General features: G+C 73.6%; 16 protein-coding genes. 11 read left to right on the top strand and 5 right to left on the bottom strand.

The features are described 5' to 3' along the window. The first annotated feature begins 273 nt into the window (after positions 1–273). Positions 274–672: a hypothetical protein gene (locus ABD223_RS16660; protein WP_344037152.1), complete on the top strand. Its 399-nt coding sequence runs from the start codon at positions 274–276 to the stop codon at positions 670–672. A gap of 506 nt (positions 673–1,178) precedes the next feature. After that, complete coding sequence (locus ABD223_RS16655; RefSeq protein WP_344037151.1) at positions 1,179–2,633, top strand: TetR/AcrR family transcriptional regulator; 1,455 nt, start codon at positions 1,179–1,181, stop codon at positions 2,631–2,633. Here ABD223_RS16655 and ABD223_RS16650 read toward each other — a convergent pair. Further along, positions 2,626–2,838: a DUF5703 family protein gene (locus ABD223_RS16650; RefSeq protein WP_344037276.1), complete on the bottom strand. Its 213-nt coding sequence runs from the start codon at positions 2,836–2,838 to the stop codon at positions 2,626–2,628. The genes ABD223_RS16655 and ABD223_RS16650 overlap by 8 nt on opposite strands. Continuing rightward, positions 2,838–3,827 carry a YncE family protein gene (locus tag ABD223_RS16645; protein WP_344037150.1) on the bottom strand — a complete coding sequence of 330 codons (990 nt, stop codon included), beginning with the start codon at positions 3,825–3,827 and terminating at the stop codon, positions 2,838–2,840. The genes ABD223_RS16650 and ABD223_RS16645 overlap by 1 nt, the downstream gene beginning before the upstream one ends. A 179-nt stretch (positions 3,828–4,006) precedes the next feature. On the opposite strand from ABD223_RS16645, the gene ABD223_RS16640 reads away from it, so the two are divergent. Next, complete coding sequence (locus ABD223_RS16640; protein ID WP_344037149.1) at positions 4,007–5,074, top strand: M48 family metalloprotease; 1,068 nt, start codon at positions 4,007–4,009, stop codon at positions 5,072–5,074. A 23-nt stretch (positions 5,075–5,097) separates the two neighbouring features. On the opposite strand, the gene ABD223_RS16635 is transcribed toward ABD223_RS16640, so the two are convergent. Continuing rightward, a complete protein-coding gene (locus tag ABD223_RS16635; RefSeq protein ID WP_344037148.1) occupies positions 5,098–6,063 on the bottom strand; it encodes an aldo/keto reductase in 966 nt (321 codons plus the stop codon). A gap of 117 nt (positions 6,064–6,180) precedes the next feature. Between ABD223_RS16635 and ABD223_RS16630 the strand changes: the two genes are divergently transcribed. The 4 genes from ABD223_RS16630 to ABD223_RS16615 all read left to right on the top strand — a co-directional run bounded on the left by ABD223_RS16630 (position 6,181) and on the right by ABD223_RS16615 (position 9,581). Next, positions 6,181–7,230: an LLM class F420-dependent oxidoreductase gene (locus tag ABD223_RS16630; protein ID WP_344037147.1), complete on the top strand. Its 1,050-nt coding sequence runs from the start codon at positions 6,181–6,183 to the stop codon at positions 7,228–7,230. Beyond that, the gene (locus ABD223_RS16625) at positions 7,227–8,051 is read left to right on the top strand and encodes an undecaprenyl-diphosphate phosphatase (protein WP_344037146.1); all 825 of its coding nucleotides are present in this window, start codon (positions 7,227–7,229) and stop codon (positions 8,049–8,051) included. Before ABD223_RS16630 ends, ABD223_RS16625 begins: the two co-directional genes overlap by 4 nt. 9 nt (positions 8,052–8,060) lie before the next feature. Next, entirely contained in the window at positions 8,061–8,756 is a 696-nt protein-coding gene (locus tag ABD223_RS16620) for a histidine phosphatase family protein (protein ID WP_344037145.1), read from the top strand. 483 nt (positions 8,757–9,239) lie between these two features. Next, positions 9,240–9,581, top strand: coding sequence for an ArsR/SmtB family transcription factor (locus ABD223_RS16615; protein WP_344037144.1), 342 nt, complete (start codon positions 9,240–9,242; stop codon positions 9,579–9,581). 55 nt (positions 9,582–9,636) lie between these two features. On the opposite strand, the gene ABD223_RS16610 is transcribed toward ABD223_RS16615, so the two are convergent. Then, complete coding sequence (locus ABD223_RS16610; RefSeq protein ID WP_344037143.1) at positions 9,637–10,353, bottom strand: MBL fold metallo-hydrolase; 717 nt, start codon at positions 10,351–10,353, stop codon at positions 9,637–9,639. Next, the gene (locus ABD223_RS16605; protein WP_344037142.1) at positions 10,350–11,324 is read right to left on the bottom strand and encodes a hypothetical protein; all 975 of its coding nucleotides are present in this window, start codon (positions 11,322–11,324) and stop codon (positions 10,350–10,352) included. Before ABD223_RS16605 ends, ABD223_RS16610 begins: the two co-directional genes overlap by 4 nt. A 159-nt stretch (positions 11,325–11,483) precedes the next feature. Here ABD223_RS16605 and ABD223_RS16600 point away from each other — a divergent pair, with 159 nt between their 5' ends. The 4 genes from ABD223_RS16600 to ABD223_RS16585 all read left to right on the top strand — a co-directional run bounded on the left by ABD223_RS16600 (position 11,484) and on the right by ABD223_RS16585 (position 19,143). After that, entirely contained in the window at positions 11,484–11,900 is a 417-nt protein-coding gene (locus ABD223_RS16600; protein WP_344037141.1) for a VOC family protein, read from the top strand. A gap of 137 nt (positions 11,901–12,037) precedes the next feature. Next, positions 12,038–12,796 (top strand): isocitrate lyase/PEP mutase family protein, encoded by a 759-nt coding sequence (locus tag ABD223_RS16595; RefSeq protein ID WP_344037140.1) that lies wholly within the window; start codon positions 12,038–12,040, stop codon positions 12,794–12,796. 63 nt (positions 12,797–12,859) lie between these two features. After that, entirely contained in the window at positions 12,860–16,762 is a 3,903-nt protein-coding gene (hrpA, locus tag ABD223_RS16590; protein ID WP_344037139.1) for an ATP-dependent RNA helicase HrpA, read from the top strand. Positions 16,763–16,890: 128 nt separating this feature from the next. Beyond that, positions 16,891–19,143 (top strand): ATP-binding protein, encoded by a 2,253-nt coding sequence (locus ABD223_RS16585; RefSeq protein ID WP_344037138.1) that lies wholly within the window; start codon positions 16,891–16,893, stop codon positions 19,141–19,143. Positions 19,144–19,165: the final 22 nt, after the last annotated feature.

The raw sequence follows: 19,165 nt of genomic DNA, 5'->3' as shown, positions 1-19,165 counted from the left end.
CGGCCCGCTCGCCGGCTTCCCGGACGTCACCTTCTGGAAGCCTGAGCGACCCCACAGCCGGTCGTGGTCACGCCGTCGGGGGTAACCGGCAGACAGTCGGTGTCACGCCACGTGATCAACACCCCGGAGCCGCCCCACGCCCGCCGTCCACCACCACCGCCCTGGTACCGAACGTGGTCAGCCGATCCGGCGCACTCGGGCCGGACCTGGATTCCGGACGCGACACTGGATCCACGCTTCCGGCAACACCACGAGGCATCGGGGAGATTCGCGATGAAGAACACCAGGGCGGCCACCGCCGCCGCGTCGGTCCTGCTCACCCTCGGCACGCTCATCGCGGGGGCCGCGCCCGCGAACGCGACGACGGCACCGGGCGATCCTGCGGTGATGGCCTGCTACGACACGCAGAAATCCTTCTCCAAACCGGCCGGTGGTCAGGTCTGGCCCACCAGCGGTTGGCTCACCACCACGTCCGCGTGCACCGACATCAACATCAGGTTGAACACGTCCGCGGAGGTCAGGGTCTGCTTCAAGGCCACCAACGCCTGCAACAGCACCAAGTGGGCCGAAACCGGCAAGTGGACGGTGGTCGCGACCAAGGTCAAGGACAACACCCAGTTCTACTTCGGCATCTGGAACATCAACGCGGTCTCGGGCCACGCCGCGTACTGAGCGCGCGCGGCGACGGTCCTCACGGGATGATCGCGGCGACTGCGACTGCGACTGCGACTGCGCGCCCGTCGTCCGGGAGCGCGGCGCCCGTCCCGAACCACCACAGCTGTGGTACCACACCTGTGGTGCCGGGCCGCCCGCACGACCTCGCCGGCACTGGGGGTTGCCGCGTGCGTCGTGCGGGCGGGGAGGGCGCGGGTCGACCGAGGTTCCGAGCCATCGGTCCAGACGCGCCCCGACCGCACGGCGCGAGGTGCCGAAGCCGTGCGGTGGACGAGGTTCCCAGGCCCCGCCGCGGGACCCCCAGGCCCTCCCCGGTGGATGGGCCCCGCGTGATGTCAGGGAGTCTCTCGGCAGCGGCGGTGAGAGGTCAACATCCACCGCGGCCCGACACCGCACACCGAGGTGAGTGAACGCGCCCCGGAACGGTGAGCATCCAATACCGTGGTGCGCCCGCGGCGGGTATGCGCCCGTCGGGGCGAGGGACAGGGGGGTCCATGGTTCCGGTGCGTGAAAGACTTCTCGACGCCGGTGTCGAGCTGCTGTTCGAGGACGGCGCCAAGGTCCTCGGGCGCGGCCTCAACGTCGCCGAGATCGCCGCCCGCGCCGAGGTCAGCGAGAAGACCTTCTTCGCCACCTTCGGCGACAAGGGCCGCTACATCGAGGCGCTGCTGCTGCGGTTCACCCACAGCTCCCACCACGCCTACCACCTGACCGAGGTCATCGACCGGGCCTTCCTGGACTCCCGCGGCGACCCGCGCCGGATGCTGCGCGCGGTCTGCGACCGGGACTACCGGCAGGTCCGCAGCGACCCCGCCACCCTCATGCGGCTGGCCACCCTCGTGCTCGGCGGCGGCCACCCCGGCGTGGTCAAGAGCCTGCGCCAGAGCTACAACGGCTACGAGCGGGCCGGTGTCCGCGCCTACCAGCCCGTGCTGACCCGGTGGAACGCCTCGCTGCGCGCGCCCTTCACCCCCGAACACCTCGCCATCGCCCTCACCGCCCTGGTCGAGGGCCTGGCGCTGCGCCACCTCGCCGATCCCGGCGCCGTGCCCGACAGCCTGTTCGGCGACACCGTCGTCGCCCTCGTCGGCGCCCTGCTCGACCCCGAGCAGGGCCACGGGCACGTCGACGACGTCATGGCGCCCCTGGCCGACGAACTCGTCCGCGCCCACCGCGCCGACAACCTCGACGACCTGCCCGAACACCCCCGCAACGCGGTCATCGCCGCCGCACGCCAGGAGTTCGCCGGTCGCGGCTACTACGCCACCACCCCCGCCCACATCGCCTCCCGCGCCGGGGTGTCGACCGCCGTGCTCACCCAGCTGTTCCCGGTCAAGGCGGGGATCGTCGCCGGCGCGCTGCGCGGCCCCTACGCCGAACTGCGGTCCCTGGTCGACGACGACCTCGCCCTCGGCGTGCCGCCCACCACCATGCTGCGCCGCCACCTCGAACAGCTCGCCGCGTTCACCCTGCGCCACCGCGAGTTCACCGAGGCCCTGCTCATGGCCGCCGCCCACGACCCCGCCCGCGGCGGCGCCGACCCCGTCCGCGAGATCGACCTGCCGGCCCTGCTCATCCCGGCCCTGCGCGCCGGCATCGCCGCCGGGCACTTCCACGGCGACCACGACCCCCGCGACCTCGCCGAAATCCTCGCCCACGCGCTGCTGCTGCGCTGCCTGACCCACCCCGGCGGCGCCGCGGCCGACCACGCCGCCGCGGTCGGGGCACTGGTCCTGCACGGCCTGCTCGCCCGCCCGGGCGAGCCCGTCGAGCAGTGCCCACGCGGAGGAGCCCCACGCGGAGGAGTCCCGGACCGGGCAAGACCGGACGGGGGAAGACCGAACGGGGCAAGACCGCGCGAAGCGGTGATCGAGGGCGGCGGTCAGCGCCACGCGACCGCCAACCGGGGCGCGTGGGGGAGTGAGGTCCCGACAGGGGACCCCGAGCGGACTAGGTGATCACGCCCGGCAGCGCCGTCGCCGTGCGCTTGCGGCGCAACCAGATCTTGCGCGACCCGTCGCCGAACATCAGCGTCCGCGACAGCTCCCAGCCCGAGAACTCCGCGTGGATCGTCAACTGCGTGGTCGCGGTACGAAGCGAGACCCCGGCCGGCAGCCGCAGCGGCCGGTACTCCCAGTCCCCGTCGACCACCTCTTCGTCCATCACCCGATCACCTGCATCCCTTGTCCGCTCCCGGACGCCACGAACACGCGCCCGCTGCCCGGGTCGACCGCCACCGAGTCGGGCTGGCCGACCGTGGCGTGCCGGTGCCGCTCCACCGGCTCCCCGCCCGACACGTCGAAGCCCACCACCTCGTTGCGCTCGGTCAACGTCACCCACAACAGGTCCCGGCCGGCGTCGTAGGCCATCCCGTAGGGCGCGCCCGGCAGCGGGTAGCGCAGCCGCATCAGCACCGGGTTCGCGGAGAACGCCATCAGCTCGCCACCACGGGTGTCCACGACGAAGACCCGCCCGAACCGGTCGGCCACCGCGTTGGTCGCGCCCTCGCCCGCGCGCAGGCCCGCGCCGGGCCGGTCGGCCGAGGGGTCCAGGTCGAACACCGCGCTGCGCGGCCGGTCCAGCACCACCGCCCGGTCGCCCACCGCCACCAGGCGGTCGGGGCTGGAGATGCCGGTCACCGCGTGGTCGCCCGCCACGACCTGCCCGGCCTCCCGCTGCGCCACCAGGGTCCGACCGCCCACCGACACCACGTCCACCGGTCCGCCGGGCACCTCCCGCGAGGACGAGGAGCCGTCCGGGCGGACCGTCACCACGGCGCCCGCCGGCACCACCGCCTCCACCGCGCCGCCCGCGGCCACCAGCCGCTCCGCGGGCCCCGGCAGCGCCACGACCAGCGGCTCCGACGACGGGGCGCCCGACGACAGCGCGTCCAGCGGGAAGCCCACCACCGACGGCGGGTCGGTCACCGCGACCGCCACCCGGCCGCCGGCGACCACCACCGACGAGGCCCGCCCCACCGGCGCCACGACGCCCGGCAGGTCCGAGGACTGGGCGGGCGAGACCGCCGGGCGCGCCGGTTCCAGCGTGGCCGCCACCTGCAACGGGTCGCCCGGGTTCTCCTCGGTCGCGCACCCGGGGACCACCGCTCCGGTGAGCACCCCCGCAACCACCACCGCGGCCAGTCGGCGCAACGTCGGACCTCCAAGCTGTAACCCGTTCGCCCCATGCCCTCCCAGCATCCATCACCAGACCACCATCCTCACGCGGGGGGCGGGTGTTGTCGTTGGTCCGGCAAGGTGATAGTCGGCCGCCACCCGTACCCCGCGGGCGGGGGCGACGACTATCCAAGGTGACACCGGGAGGCGTCGCCATGACGGTCGGACAACTGCGGAGCGCGCACCTGGGGCTGCTGCGCGACCGGCGCGTGGTCGACCACCTGGACCCGCCGCTGCGGCCCGAGCCCGCGCCCGAGCGCTACCACACGTGGACCCTGGTCGCGGCCGAACCGGCGCCGACCAGGCTCGCCCGGCTGCTCGACGCCCGCGTCCGGCCCGGCCCCTACCTGCCCGGCCACCTCCACCAGCAGCAGCGCACCCTCGACGCCCTGCAACCGGAGCTGCTGCACCTGGCCAGTGCCGCCGGCAACCCCCTGACCACCCCCGTGCTGGCCGGCGTGTTCCCCACCGGCACCCTCGACGGCATCGGCGTGCCGGACCCCGACCTGGGCGTGCTGATCCTGGTCAACACCGCACTGCTGGACCTGCTCGACGGGGTGCTCAAGACCATGACCGCGGCGCTGCCCCACTACGGCACCCCACCGCTGCTCAACGGCGACCAGGCCGCCTACGTCCTCGCCGAGGCCCTCAACGCCTACCTCTACGGCCACGGCGCGGCCCGGCCGCGGCGGCTGCCGGAGCTGTCCGGGCAGCGGCTGGCGCTGGTCACGCTCATGGTCCGCCGCGCCACCCAGTTCGTGCTGGCCCACGAGGTCGCCCACCTCCAGGCCGGGCACCTGGTCCACGCCCGCCGCCACACCGCCCTCGACACGCCGGTCGGCGCCCTCGACGCCCGCGCGTTCGGCTGGCCCCGCGAGCACGAGGCCGACCGCATCGCCGCCGGCCTGATGCTGCACACCCTCGACGGGCTCGGGCCCCGCGAACTCGACGTCCACGAACCCTGCCTGGTCGCCGCGCTGCTGCTGGTGCTGTTCCTCCACGAGATCACCGACCGGCTCGCCGACGAACTGGGCCTGGCCGTGCCGTTCGCCGACCTGCACCCGCCGCCCGTGCGGCGCATCCAGAGCCTGGTGGAGCACCTCGCCGGCCGCGTCCGCACGTCCCGCGCCCTCGACCTGGCCGCCGACGTGGCCACCTGGCTGGAGGACCAGCTCGCCGAGGTCCGCACGTGGTTCCGGCTGGTCGACCGGGCTTCGGCCTGACGACCGGCCCGGGACCCCGGTCCTCACCCCATCGGTCGTTCGGGGTAGCCGAAGTCGACGGCGCTCACGTCGTCCAGCGCCGACCTGATCGCCGGCGGCAGCGTCAGGCCCTCCACCGCCAGCGACCCCAGCAGCTGACCGGTGTCCCGCGCGCCCACCACCGGCGCCACCACGCCCGACCGGTCCCGCACCCACGCCAGCGCCACGCACAGCGCGCTCGTGCCCAACCCGTCCGCCGCCGTGGACACCGCCTGCACGATCCGCGCCGCCCGCTCCGTGCGGTGCTGCTCCACGTACCCGGCGAAGTGCGCCGAGGCGCCCCGGGAGTCCGGTGGCGTGCCGTTGCGGTACTTGCCCGTCAGCACGCCCCGCCCCAGCGGCGCCCACGGCAGCAGCCCGACACCGTGGTGCAGCGCCGCCGGCACCACCTCCCGCTCCACGCCCCGCTCCAGCAGCGAGTACTCGACCTGGGTGGACACCAGCGGCGCGTGCCCCGGCAGCGCCGCCGCCGTGCCCAGCTGCCAGCCCGAGTAGTTCGACACCCCCGCGTAGCGCACCTTGCCCGAGGCCACCGCGGCGTCCAGCGCCGACAGCGTCTCCTCCAGCGGCACGTTCGGGTCCCAGGCGTGCAGCTGCCACAGGTCGATGTGCTCCACGCCGAGCCTGCGCAGCGACCCGTCCAGCGCGTGCAGCAGCGCGCCCCGCGACGCGCCGCCGCCGAACGGGCCGTCGTTGCGCCGGGCCACCGCCTTGGTCGCGATCACCAGCTCGTCCCGCGGCACCACCTCGCCCAGCAGGCCGCCCAGGATCCGCTCGCTCTCGCCCTCCACGTACACGTCCGCGGTGTCCACCAGCGTGCCGCCCGCCTCGGTGAACGCCAGCAGCTGCGTCGCCGCCTCGTCCGCGTCGGTGTCCCGGCCCCAGGTCATCGTGCCCAGGGCCAACCGGGACACCCGCAGACCGCTGCGGCCCAGGTATCGCTGTTCCACGTCGGGGAGCCTAAGGGCTGATCCACTTCACCGGAGGCCGCGGCACGCGACCCGTCAAGGGGTATTCCCGCCGGGCCCGCCCTGGCGGCCCGGGTTACCGGCCGGTACGGTCCGCGTGTGCGACTGGGACTGAACCTCGGGTACTGGGGCGCGGGCAACGACGCCGCGAACCTCGAACTGGCCAGGGAAGCCGACCGACTGGGCTACTCGGTGGTGTGGGCCGCCGAGGCCTACGGCTCCGACGTGCCCACCGTGCTGTCGTGGGTGGCCGCGCAGACCGAGCGGATCGACGTCGGCAGCGCCGTCATGCAGATCCCCGCGCGCACCCCCGCCATGGCCGCGATGACCGCCGCCACCCTCGACACCCTCTCCGGCGGGCGCTTCCGCCTGGGCCTGGGCGTCTCCGGGCCCCAGGTCTCCGAGGGCTGGCACGGGGTGCGCTTCGACAAGCCGCTGGGCCGCACCCGCGAGTACGTCGACATCGTGCGCGCCGCCCTGCGCCGCGAACGCCTGCGCTACGACGGCGAGCACTACCGGCTGCCCCTGCCCGACGGCCCCGGCAAGGCGCTGACCCTCACCGTGCACCCCGTGCGCGAGCACATCCCCGTCTACCTGGCCGCCATCGGCCCGAAGAACGTCGAGCTGGCCGGCGAGATCGCCGACGGCTGGTTGGCGATCTTCTTCTCGCCCGAGCACTCCGGCGAGTCCCTCGCCGCGCTCAAGGCGGGCCGGGAGAAGGCGGGCAAGACCCTCGACGGGTTCGACGTCGTGCCCACCGTGCCGCTGTTCGTCGGCGACGACTGGCGCGCCTGCGCCGACCACGTCCGCGCCTACGCGGCCCTTTACGTCGGCGGCATGGGCAGCCGCAAGAAGAACTTCTACAACGACCTCGCCGTGCGCATGGGCTTCGCCGCCGAGGCGGCCGAAGTGCAGGACAAGTACCTCGCCCGCGACTACGAGGGCGCCATGGCCGCGCTGCCCGTCGACTTCCTCGACGCGGTCTCGCTGCTGGGCCCCAAGGAGCGCATAGCAGACCGCATGCGCGCCTACGCGCAGGCGGGGGTCACCACTCTCACCCTCTCACCCATGCTGCAAGATCTTGAGCAGGGGATCGCCGCGCTGCGAACGGCGACCGAAGCTCTGGATCTGGCGGGAGTGGGTAGTTGAGCTGGCTGCAAGCCATCGTTCTGGGACTGGTCCAAGGTCTCACCGAATTCCTACCCATTTCGTCGTCCGGGCACATCCGGATCGTCTCGACGCTGTTCTTCGGCAACGACGCGGGCGCGTCGTTCACCGCGGTCATCCAGCTGGGCACCGAACTGGCCGTGCTGATCTACTTCGCCAAGGACATCGGCAACTTCATCGCCGCCTGGTTCCGCGGCCTGTTCAGCAAGGCCGCCCGCGCCACCGACGACTACCGGATGGCCTGGTACGTCATCATCGGGTCCATCCCGATCAGCGTGCTGGGCTTCCTGTTCAAGGACGAGATCCGGTCCTCGCTGCGCAACCTGTGGATCACCGCGACCATGCTGATCGTGTTCGGCCTGCTGCTGGGCCTGGCCGACCAGTTCGCCAAGCACATCCGCACGCGGCTGGAGCTCAAGGACTCGATCGGCATGGGCCTGGCCCAGGCGCTGGCCCTGATCCCCGGCGTGTCCCGCTCCGGCGGGACCCTGACCGCGGGCCTGTTCCTGGGCCTGGACCGGGCCTCCGCCGCGCGCTACTCGTTCCTGCTGGCCCTGCCCGCGGTGTTCGGCGCGGGCATCTTCAGCATCCCCGACGTCCTGGAGCGCTCCGAGCCCAACGCCGCCAGCGTGCCGCAGATGGTCGTGGCCACGATCGTGTCGTTCGTCGTCGGCTACGCCACCATCGCCTGGCTGCTGCGCTACGTCTCCAAGCACAGCTACTCGGTGTTCGTGTGGTACCGGCTGCTGCTGGGCATGGTCCTGATGGGCCTGCTGTCGATGGGCCTCATCAACCCGACATAGGGTGGCCCGGTGGCTACCGTGATCTTGTTGCGGCACGCCCGGTCCACGGCCAACGGATCGGGCGTGCTCGCCGGACGCCAACCCGGCGTGATGCTGTCGGAACAGGGCGAGCACCAGGCGGACGGGCTCGTCGCCCGCTTCGCCGGCCTGCCCCTGGACGCGGTGGTCAGCTCACCGCTGGAGCGCTGCCGCCAGACCCTCGCGCCGCTGCTGCTCGACCGCGGCGTCGAGCCCGTGGTCGAGCAGCAGCTGGCCGAGGTCGACTACGGCGACTGGACCGGCCGGGCCATCAAGGACCTCTACGCCGAACCCCTGTGGGCGGTCGTGCAGCAGCACCCGTCCGCCGCGGTGTTCCCCGGTGGGGAGGGCCTGGCGGCCGTGCAGGCCCGGGCCGTGGCGGCGATCAGGGCCCACGACGCCCGCGTCACCGCCGAGCACGGCCCCCGCGCCGTGTGGGTGGCGTGCAGCCACGGGGACGTCATCAAGGCGGTGCTGGCCGACGCCCTGGGCGTGCACCTGGACGGCTTCCAGCGCATCGTGGTCGACCCCGCCTCGGTGTCGGTGGTCCAGTACACCGAGACCCGGCCGTTCGTGCTGCGCGTGAACGACAACGGCGGCGACCTGAGCGTTCTCGCGCCGCCGCCGGAGGAGAAGGGGGAGGCGCCGTCCTCCGACGCGGTGGTCGGCGGCAACAGCGGCCCCTGAGGCGGTGCGCCCGGGACGGTGAGACTGGAGCGGTGCGTGGCCCCGGACAGTGCAGGGTAGTCCGGGGCCACGGTGCGCTCGGCCGGGCGGCGGGAGCGGCCTCGTGGTGACGATCGTATTGGCGTTAATGCCCAGGTAAATGCCTTCTTGTCGGACGACCTCGCGGGGGCGGGGGAGCGGCCACGCAGCTCAGGCACCTGCCGCCGGCCGGAAAACCGGCTAAAACCGCAGCTCAAACCACGTGGAAACACCGTGGCAACAAATGGTGGCAAGCGGTCGGGCAGCGCAGTCCGCTGAGCCGGACGGCTCACGCCGGAAGATCCACTCGTGTTAACAGTTAATGACGCACCGTGCGCTCTTGGTCACAGGCCGACGCCATGCCGGTCGATCACTCGACCGTGGACGAGATTCACTCTAACGAGTGTAAAGACTTCAGTGTTGACTAAAAATCATTCTCGACCGCGGGAACTACGATGCTCACCCGTGCGCGCCCTACAACACCCGGACGTGGCGAACATCCCGCTCTCGGCGGTGCTCAACGCGCTCGCCGACCCGGTCCGGCTGCGGATCGTCGCCGAGCTCGCGCGCTCGGGCGGGATCGCGTGCCAGCAGTTCGACGTGCCGGTGAGCATGTCGACGCTCTCGCACCACCTGAAGGTGCTCCGCGAGGCCGGCGTGCTGCGCGTGACGCCGCAGGGCAGCTACCGCACCCACGAGCTGCGGCAGGAGGAGATGGAGCGCCGGTTCCCCGGCGTGCTGGAGTCGATCACGCGCGCGGCGGGGGCGCGTGAGGTCCTGGGTGGGTCGCGCCGGCCGTCCACGTAGAGGCGGAACGGCCGGCCGGGGGAGTGCGCGGGGCGTCGGCCGGGTGCGGGGTTGTTCAGCGGATCGTCACCGTGTCGCCTGGTCGGGCGACGGGGGCGGTGGCGCGTTCGGCGGCTTCGGCGTGGGTCAGGGTGTGGCCGACGTGGGTGAGCAGGAGGCGGTCGGCGCCCCGGGCGGCCGTGGCGGCGTCCTCGGGGGCGCAGTGGTGCGGGCCCTCGCCGTCGGCCTCGCAGAGGAACAGGTCGGCGCCGTCGGCGAGGGCGCGCAGGGCGGGGCAGGGGCCGGTGTCGCCGGAGTAGGCGAAGACGGCGTCGTCGTGGGTGGCGCGCAGGCCGAAGGCGGGCAGCCCGTGGTGGACGGCGTGGCTGGTGAGGGTGAGGTCGCCGACCTCGGCGCGGTGGCCGTCGTGCAGTTCGTGGACGTGGAACGCGGTGCTCGCCGGGTTGGGCGTCGCGCCGGCGAGGAAGGTCTCCAGGCGGTCGGCGAGGCCGGGTGGGCCGAACAGGGGGACGGGTCCGCGGGGGTGTTGGTCGGCGAAGAGCAGGGCGTAGTAGTAGGGCAGCAGGTCGGCGGTGTGGTCGGCGTGGGTGTGGGAGATCCAGACGGCGTCGAGCCGGTCGGGTCGGTGGTGGTGCTGGAGGGCGGCGAGGGTGCCTGGGCCCGCGTCGACCCAGACGGTGGTGCGGTCGGTGCGCAGCAGGTAGCCGGAGCAGGGGTTGCCGGGGCGCGGGTACGGGGTGGCGGTGCCGAGCACGGTCAGGCCGAAGGTCACGCCGCAGTGTGGCGCAGCACGTGCACGCCGGCGGCGGTTTTCAGGTAGGCCCAGGTGGTGGCGCCGGTGGTGGTCAGGCCGACGTGGGAGGCGGAGGTGCCGGCCAGCTGGTCGGGCAGGGGGACGGGCGCCCAGTGCTCGCCGGTCCAGCGGTGGAAGGCGGGGCGGGTCTCGAAGCTGCCGCGGCCGGCGCGGACGCCCCAGGTCCAGCCGGCGGCCACGCCGTGCACGCTGAGGCGGTCGGGGTCCTCGGGGGAGGGGACCTCGTGCCAGGTGGCGCCGTTCCACCGGTGCAGGCGCAGTTCGTGGGTGTCGCGGGCGTGGGCGAGCCAGAGGTCGTGGGGCGCGGCGGCGGCGAGGCGGGCGACGTGGCCGCGTTCGAGGTGGGGGTCGGGCAGGTCGTGCCAGGTGCGGCCGTCCCAGCGGACCAGCACGGGGTACTCGTAGCTGGCGGCGCCGACGCCGGCGAGGCCGCCGCCTCCCGCCCAGAGCTCGCCGTGGCCGGTGTGGGTGATGGTCCGGAGGTGCTCGCGGGCGGAGGAGAGGACCGGTCGCAGGTGCCAGGTGGCGCCGTTCCAGTGGAGGCCGTCGCGGCCGGCGCCGACGACGTGCACGTCGTCGGGCGCGGTGGCGGCGACGGCTTTGGCCCAGGTCATGGGTGGGGTGGTGAGGGTGTGCCAGGTGGTGCCGTCGTAGTGCAGGACCAGGGGGTGGCCGCTGCTGTTGCCGACGGCCCAGACGTCGTCGGGCGCGGTGGCGGCGACGCCGGACAGGCTGGCGGGTGCGGGCAGGTCGGGCAGCGGTTCCTCGTGCCAGGTGTCGCCGGTCCAGCGCAGGACCAGCGGGCTGGACGGTCGGCTGGTGAACACGCCGGTGGTGCCGACCAGCCACGCGTGGTCCTCGCCCGCGGTCGCCAGGTCGGCCAGTGCGGTGCTGGGCGGCAGCGCGGGCACCGGCACGGGTCGGAACAAGCCAACTCCCTATCGATGGGTCCCCCGACGCATCGCGTGGTCCAGCAGATCGGCACGTGCGCGGGTGCGCCAGCCGCCGAACGGCGGGTTGTGGTTGCGCTGCGGCGCCGGTGGGGGTGGAGGGCGGTGGTTGTCCGCTATTGGCGCGAGGCTGTCGGCATGATCAGTTTGCACGCCTATTTCGGTTACCGGGACGCGGTCGCGGCCCTGACCTGGTTGGGGGACGCGTTCGGGTTCGAGACGACGATGAACTTCCCGGACGGGGACGGGGGTGTCGCGCACGCCGAGCTGCGCCTGGGTGACGTGGCGGTGATCGTGTTCAGCGATCGCGAGGGGTATGAGCGGCCGCCGCGCAGGGGTGAGACCGGTGGGTTCGGCGTCTACCTGGCGTTGCCGGACGAGGCGGCGGTGGACGCGGTGTACGCGCGGGCGGTCGGGGTGGGTGCGGTGCCGGTGTGGGAGCCGGGTGGCACGGAGTGGGGCAACTACCGGTTCCGGGTGTTGGACCCGGAGGGTTTCGAGTGGACGTTCGGCATCCACCGGCCGGGGGAGCCGGTGGCGGGGGACTGGTCCTAGGGCACGCCCCGCGGGGTCGGTCGGAGGTATCGCCGGCCGACCCCGCGCGATGCCGCGTCCGGTGGTGAAGCCGGCCGGGTCGCGAAGCGGTGACCGCTGCCGTGACCGCGGACCGGCCGGTGGGGGAAGATCGACCCGTGACCGATCAGAACGGCGCCCGGCTGCTGCGCGGGCTGCACGTGCCCGGTGATCCCGTGGTGCTGCCCAACGTGTGGGACGCGGCGTCCGCGCGCGTCCTGGCCGAGGCGGGTTACCCCGCCGTGGCCACCGCCAGCGCCGCCGTGTCGGCGACCCTGGGCTACGGGGACGGCCACGGCATGCCGGTGGACGAGGCGTTCGCGGCGATCAGGCGCGTCGCCGCCGCCGTGGACGTGCCGGTGACCGCCGACGTGGAGCGCGGCTACGGCCTGCCGCCCGCCCTGGTCGCCGAACGGCTGGCCGAGGCGGGCGCGGTCGGCTGCAACCTGGAGGACTCCGACCCGGCGACCGGGCGGTTGGTCGACCTGGCCGAGCAGGTCGACTTCCTGGCGGCCGTGCGCGCCGCGGACCCCGACCTGGTGGTCAACGCGCGGGTGGACGTGTTCGTCCGGGGCGCCGGGAACCCCGACGAGGAGGCCTTCGACGACGCGGTGCGGCGCGGTCGGGCCTACCTGGAGGCGGGTGCGGACTGCGTCTACCCGATCACCATGCCCGCCGGGCGCCTGGCGGCGTTCGTGCGCGAGGTCGGCGGACCGGTCAACCACCTGCACGTGCCCGGTTCGCCGACCCCGGCCGAGGCGGCCGCGCTGGGCGTGGCGCGGGTCAGCTTCGGCCCGGGTCTCCAGCGGCTGCTGATGGCCCGGCTGGGCGAGCTGGTCGCGGACCTGCGCGCCGGCCGCGGTCCCTACGCCGGGTGAGCGGCGGGGGTCGGCGGTTAATCCGTCGGCCCTCGTCCGGCAACCCGGATATCCTTGACCCAAATGAGTACCACCTCGCATGCTGACCTGCGTAAACGCCTGTCCGACCTGATGACGCGGGACCAGCGGCGGCTGGCGCGCCGCCTCGACGGCGCCCGCAAGGTCCGCGACGACCAGGCCCGGGCGGCCGTCCACGCCGAGATCGAGGCCGAGGTCGAGGCCGCCGAGCTGCGGGTCGCGCTGCGCCGCGAAGCCGTGCCCAAGATCACCTATCCGGGTGAGTTGCCGGTCAGCGCGCGCAAGGACGACATCGCGGCGCTCATCCGCGAGCACCAGGTCGTGATCGTCGCCGGCGAGACGGGTTCGGGCAAGACCACGCAGCTGCCCAAGATCTGCCTGGAGCTGGGTCGCGGCGTGCTGGGCCAGATCGGGCACACCCAGCCGCGGCGGCTGGCCGCCCGCACGGTCGCCGAGCGCGTCGCGCAGGAGCTGAACACGCCGCTGGGCAGCGCGGTGGGCTACAAGGTCCGGTTCACCGACCAGTCCGGTGACGAGACCCTGGTCAAGCTGATGACCGACGGCATCCTGCTCGCCGAGCTCCAGACCGACCGGATGCTGTCGCGCTACGACACGATCATCATCGACGAGGCCCACGAGCGCAGCCTCAACGTGGACTTCCTGCTGGGCTACCTCAAGCAGCTGCTGCCCCGCCGCCCCGACCTCAAGGTCGTCATCACCTCGGCCACCATCGACCCCGAGCGGTTCTCCCGCCACTTCGGCGACGCCCCGATCATCGAGGTCTCCGGCCGCACCTACCCCGTCGAGGTCCGCTACCGCCCGGTGGTCGACCCCGACGACCCGAACGCCGACCCGGACCGCGACCAGACGCAGGCCATCTGCGACGCGGTGCGCGAGCTCCAGGCCGAGGGGCCCGGCGACGTGCTGGTGTTCCTGTCCGGCGAGCGCGAGATCCGCGACACCGCGGACGCCCTGGCCGCGCTGGAGCTGAGGAACACCGAGGTCCTGCCGCTGTACGCGCGGCTGTCCTTCGGCGAGCAGCACCGGGTGTTCCAGCCGCACACCGGGCGCCGGGTGGTGCTGGCCACCAACGTCGCCGAGACCTCGCTGACCGTGCCCGGCATCAAGTACGTCGTCGACCCCGGCACCGCCCGGATCTCCCGCTACAGCCACCGGCTCAAGGTGCAGCGGCTGCCCATCGAACCGATCTCCCAGGCCTCGGCCAACCAGCGCAAGGGGCGCTGCGGCCGCGTGTCCGCGGGCATCTGCGTCCGCCTCTACGGCGAGGACGACTTCGACGCGCGCCCGGAGTTCACCGACCCGGAGATCCTGCGCACCAACCTCGCCTCGGTGATCCTCCAGATGACCTCGATCGGGCTGGGCGACATCGCCGCGTTCCCGTTCATCGACCCGCCCGAGTCCCGCAACATCGCCGACGGCGTGCAGCTGCTCCAGGAGCTGGGCGCGATCGTGCCCGCCGAGCAGAGGCTCACGCCGCTGGGCCGCAAGCTCGCCCAGCTGCCCGTCGACCCGCGCCTGGCGCGCATGGTCGTCGAGGCCGACGCCAACGGCTGCGTCCGCGAGGTCATGGTCATCGCCGCCGCGCTGTCCATCCAGGACCCGCGCGAGCGGCCCAGCGACAAGCAGCAGGCCGCCGACGAGCAGCACGGCCGGTTCGCCGACCCCGACTCGGACTTCGTCGCCTACCTCAACCTGTGGCAGTACCTGCGGGAGAAGCAGAAGGAGCTGTCGAGCAACCAGTTCCGCAAGCTGTGCCGGGCGGAGTTCCTCAACTACCTGCGCGTGCGCGAGTGGCAGGACGTCTACCAGCAGTTGCGGCAGGTCGCCAAGACCCTCGGCGTGCACGTCAACGACCAGCCCGCCGACCCGCGGAACATCCACCTCTCGCTGCTGTCGGGCCTGCTGTCCCACATCGGGCTCAAGGACGTGCCCAAGCGCGAGCCGGGCAAGCGGGCCGCCACCGAGTACCTCGGCGCGCGCAACGCCAAGTTCGCGATCTTCCCCGGGTCCGCGCTGTTCCGCAAACCACCCCAGTGGGTCATGGCCGCCGAGCTGGTGGAGACCTCCCGCCTGTGGGGCCGGATCGTGGCGAAGATCGAGCCCGAGTGGGCCGAGAAGCTGGGTGAGCACCTGGTCAAGCGCACCTACAGCGAACCGCACTGGGACGCGCGGCGCGGCGCGGTCGTGGCCCTGGAGAAGGTCACCCTCTACGGCGTGCCCGTCGTGACCTCGCGCAAGGTCAACTACGGGCGCATCGACCCCGGCCTGTCCCGCGAGCTGTTCATCCGCCACGCCCTGGTGCAGGGGGAGTGGACCACCCACCACGAGTTCGCCCGCCGCAACCGCGAGCTGCTGGCCGAGGTCGAGGAGCTGGAGAACCGCGCCCGCCGCCGCGACATCGTGGTCGACGACGAGGTCGTCTTCGACTTCTACGACCAGCGCGTGCCCGCCGACGTCGTCTCCGCCCGGCACTTCGACAGCTGGTGGAAGAAGACCCGCCGCGACCGGCCCGACCTGCTCACCTTCGACAAGGCGATGCTGGTCAACGACCGCGTCGGCATCACCCCCGAGGCCTACCCGGACCAGCTGCGCCGCGGTGGGCTGAGCCTGCCCCTGACCTACCGGTTCGAGCCGGGCGCCGCGGTCGACGGCGTCACCGTCGCCCTGCCGCTGCCCGCGCTGACCGCCCTGCCCGACGACGCGCTGTCCTGGCAGGTGCCCGGGATGCGCACCGAGCTGGTCGTGTCGTTGATCCGGTCGCTGCCCAAGCCGGTGCGCCGCAACTTCGTGCCCGTGCCCGACGTCGCCGCCGCGGCCCTGCACGGCATCGACCCCGACGAGCCGGTGCTGCCCGCCCTGGAGCGCGAGCTGCGCCGGCTCACCGGCGTGGTCGTGCACCGCGACGACTGGCAGCTCGACCAGGTGCCCGAGCACCTCAAGCTCACCTTCCGCGTCCTGGACGAGGACGGCCGCGAACTGGCCACCGGCAAGGACCTGGCCGCGCTCAAGGCCAGGCTGCGCGGGCAGCTGCGGGAGTCCCTGGCCGCCGCGGCGAGCAACCTCGCCCGCACCGGCGTGACCCGTTGGGACATCGGCGACCTGCCGCGCACCGTGCAGCGCCGCCAGTCCGGCATCGTGGTCACCGCCTACCCGGCGCTGGTCGACAAGGGCGACTCGGTGGCCGTGGAGATCCTCGACACGCCGGGGCGGCAGCGGCAGGCCATGTGGCGCGGCACCCGTCGGCTGCTGCTGCTCACCGTGCCCTCGCCGGTCAAGGCGCTCCAGCGCGGGCTGAACAACGCCGAGAAGCTCGCCCTGACCCGCAACCCGCACGGCGGCGTCGCCCCGCTGCTGGCCGACTGCATCTCCGCGGCGGCGGACGAGCTGCTGCGCGGGCACGGCGGCCCGGTGTGGGACGAGCAGGACTTCGGCAAGCTCGTCGAGCACGTCCGCCGCGGCCTCGGCGAGACCACCTTCGACGTGGTCCACCAGGTGCGGCGCGTGCTGGAGGCCGCCCAGGACGTGGAGCTGCGCGTCGGCGCGGTGCGCGGCGCGGTGTTCGACGAGTCCTTGGCCGACGTCCGCGCGCAGCTCGCGGGCCTGGTGCACCCCGGTTTCGTCACCGAGGCGGGCGCCCGCAGGCTCGCCGACGTGCACCGCTACCTCCAGGGCATCGCCCGCAGGCTGGAGAAGCTGCCGCACAACCTCGACCGCGACCGCGAGTGGATGGACCGCGTCCACGACGTCCACGCCGAGTACCGGGAGCTGCGCGCCTCCCTGCCCGCCGACGAGCCGCACGAGGAGCTGGACGAGGTGCGGTGGATGATCGAGGAGCTGAGGCTGAGCTACTTCGCCCAGACCGTCGGCACCCGCTACACCGTCTCCGACAAGCGGATCTACAAGGCTTTGGACGCCGTACCGCGCTGACCGGGCACGCGCTGACCGGGCCGGACGACCCCGGCTCCGGCGGTCGGCGTTGTCGATCACCCGATCGGTGGTGTCGGACGACTCCGGCCTCCTTCCACGGCGTTCGGCCGGGTGGGACGCTGGTCGTCATGGCGGGGGAACCGGAAGTCCACCCGGAAGTCCACAACGAGGTCGGCGGCCAGGTCGCCGCCGGGCGGGTGGTGCAGGCCCGCACCATCACCGGCGGGGTCCGCGAGACGGCCCAGCACGCCCGGGTGTCCGGTGACGCGGACATCCGCCAGTCGGGCCGGGACCAGTACAACATCGGCGGGGACGTGCACGTGCACCCGTCACGGCCCGCGGTGGTGCCGCGGCAGTTGCCGCCGGCGCCGCGGTGGTTCACCGGCCGGGCCGATGAGCTCGCGGCGTTGACCGCCGCCCTGGACGAGGCGGCCGGGTCGGACGGGCCGGTGGTGATCTCGTCCATCGGCGGGGCAGGCGGGATCGGCAAGACCTGGCTGGCCCTGTGCTGGGCCCACCGCCACGCCGACCGCTTCCCCGACGGGCAGCTGTTCGTGGACCTGCGCGGCTTCGCCCCCGGCGGCACGCCCATGACCCGGACCGAGGCGGTGCGGGGGTTCCTGGACGCCCTCGGGGTGGAGCCGCGGTCGATCCCCGTGGACCCGGAGGCCCAGGTGGGGCGCTACCGCAGCCTGGTCGCCGGCAAGCGCCTGCTGGTCGTGCTGGACAACGCCCGCGACGCCTCCCAGGTCACCGGGCTGCTGCCGGGCAGCCCGACCTGCGCGGTGCTGATCACCAGCCGGGACCGCATGGAAGGGCTGGCCATCGCCCACGGTGCGCGCCAACTCACCGTGGGCGTGCTGGACGAGGCCGACACCCGCGTGCTGCTGGCCCGCCGCCTCGGCCAGGCGCGGGTCGACGCCGAACCGGAGGCGGTCGCCGAACTGCTGGGCTGGTGCGCGGGCCTGCCGTTGGCGTCGAGCGTCGTCGCCGGCCGCGCCGCCACCCGACCGGACTTCCCGCTGGCGGCGCTCGCCGCGGAGTTGCGGGACGCCGCGACCCGGCTGGGCGCGTTGGACACCGGGGATCCCCGCACCGCGGTGGAGGTGGTGCTGTCCTGGTCCTGCGCCGTGCTCACCGACCAGCAGGCGTCGGTGTTCGGGCTGCTCGGGTCGGCCCCCGGCCCGGACATCGGCCTGGAGGCCGCGGCCTGCCTCGCCGACCTGCCCGTCCCGCACGCGAGGGCGGTGCTGCGGGCGCTGGGCCGCGTGTCCCTGGTGGACGAGCACACCCCCGGCCGGTACCGGATGCACGACCTCACCCGCCTGTTCGCCACCGGCGAAGCCCACCGCGACCTGCCCTCGCGGGACCGGGAAGCGGCGCTGCGCAGGCTGGTCGGCTTCTACCTGCACACCGCGCACGCCGCCGACGAACTGCTGAACCCGCACGGCGAGGACCGGATCGAGCTCGGGCAGCCCGAGGCCGGCTGCCACCCCCGCCCGCTGGCCGACGACGCCGCGGCCTCGGCGTGGTTCGACGCCGAGCACCTCAACGTGATCGCGGCCCAACAACTCGCCGTCGAACGGGGCTGGGACGACGCGGTGTGGCAGCTGGCCTGGACCCTGAACCTCTTCCACGTGCTGCGGGGCCACCAGCTCGACAACATCGCCTCCTGGCGGAGGGCCCTGGCCGCAGCCGACCGCCGGGCCGACGCGGCGGCCCGGGCCAGGGCGCGGGCGCTGCTCGGCTACGCGTGCGCCGTGGGGGGACTGCACACCGAGGCCCTGGACCACCTCCCGCGAGCCCTCGCCCTCGTCGAGCAGGGCGGGGACCTCCGCAAGCAGGCCCACGTCCACTTCGCTTTCGCGGTCGCCCGGGGGAAGCGGGGTGACGACCGGCGGGCGCTGGAGCACGCCCTCCGCGCCTTGGACCTGTACCAGGTCGTCCAGGACCCGGTGGGCGCGGCCGAGGCGCTCCAGCAGGCGGGCTCGTGCGCCACCCGGCTGGGCCACCACGACCAGGCCCGGCGGCACCTGGAGGCCGCCTTGGCCCTGTGCCACCACATCCACCCGATCGGGGCGGCCATGGCCTTGGACGGCCTGGGGCACCTCGCCCACCGCACCGGCCGCCACGACGAGGCCGTGGACCACTACCGGCGAGCCCTCACCCTGTACCGGGAGACCGGCGGCACCTACGAGAGCGCCAACACCCTGGACCGGCTCGGCCACGCCCACGTCGCCCTGGACCGGCACGACCTGGCGCGCCGCCCGTGGGAGCAGGCCCTGCACCTGTACCGAGCCCAGCTCCGCGACGCCGACGCCGACCGCGTCCGGCGGCAGCTGGACGCCCTCGACGAGCCCTCGGGCGCCACCGGGCGCTGACGAGGCGGCGCCCGATCGGCCG

This window comes from Saccharothrix xinjiangensis (assembly GCF_039527585.1).
Lineage (GTDB): Bacteria > Actinomycetota > Actinomycetes > Mycobacteriales > Pseudonocardiaceae > Actinosynnema > Actinosynnema xinjiangensis.
Note: the sequence above shows the minus strand (reverse complement) of the source record. Positions and strands in the feature narration are given on the sequence as shown.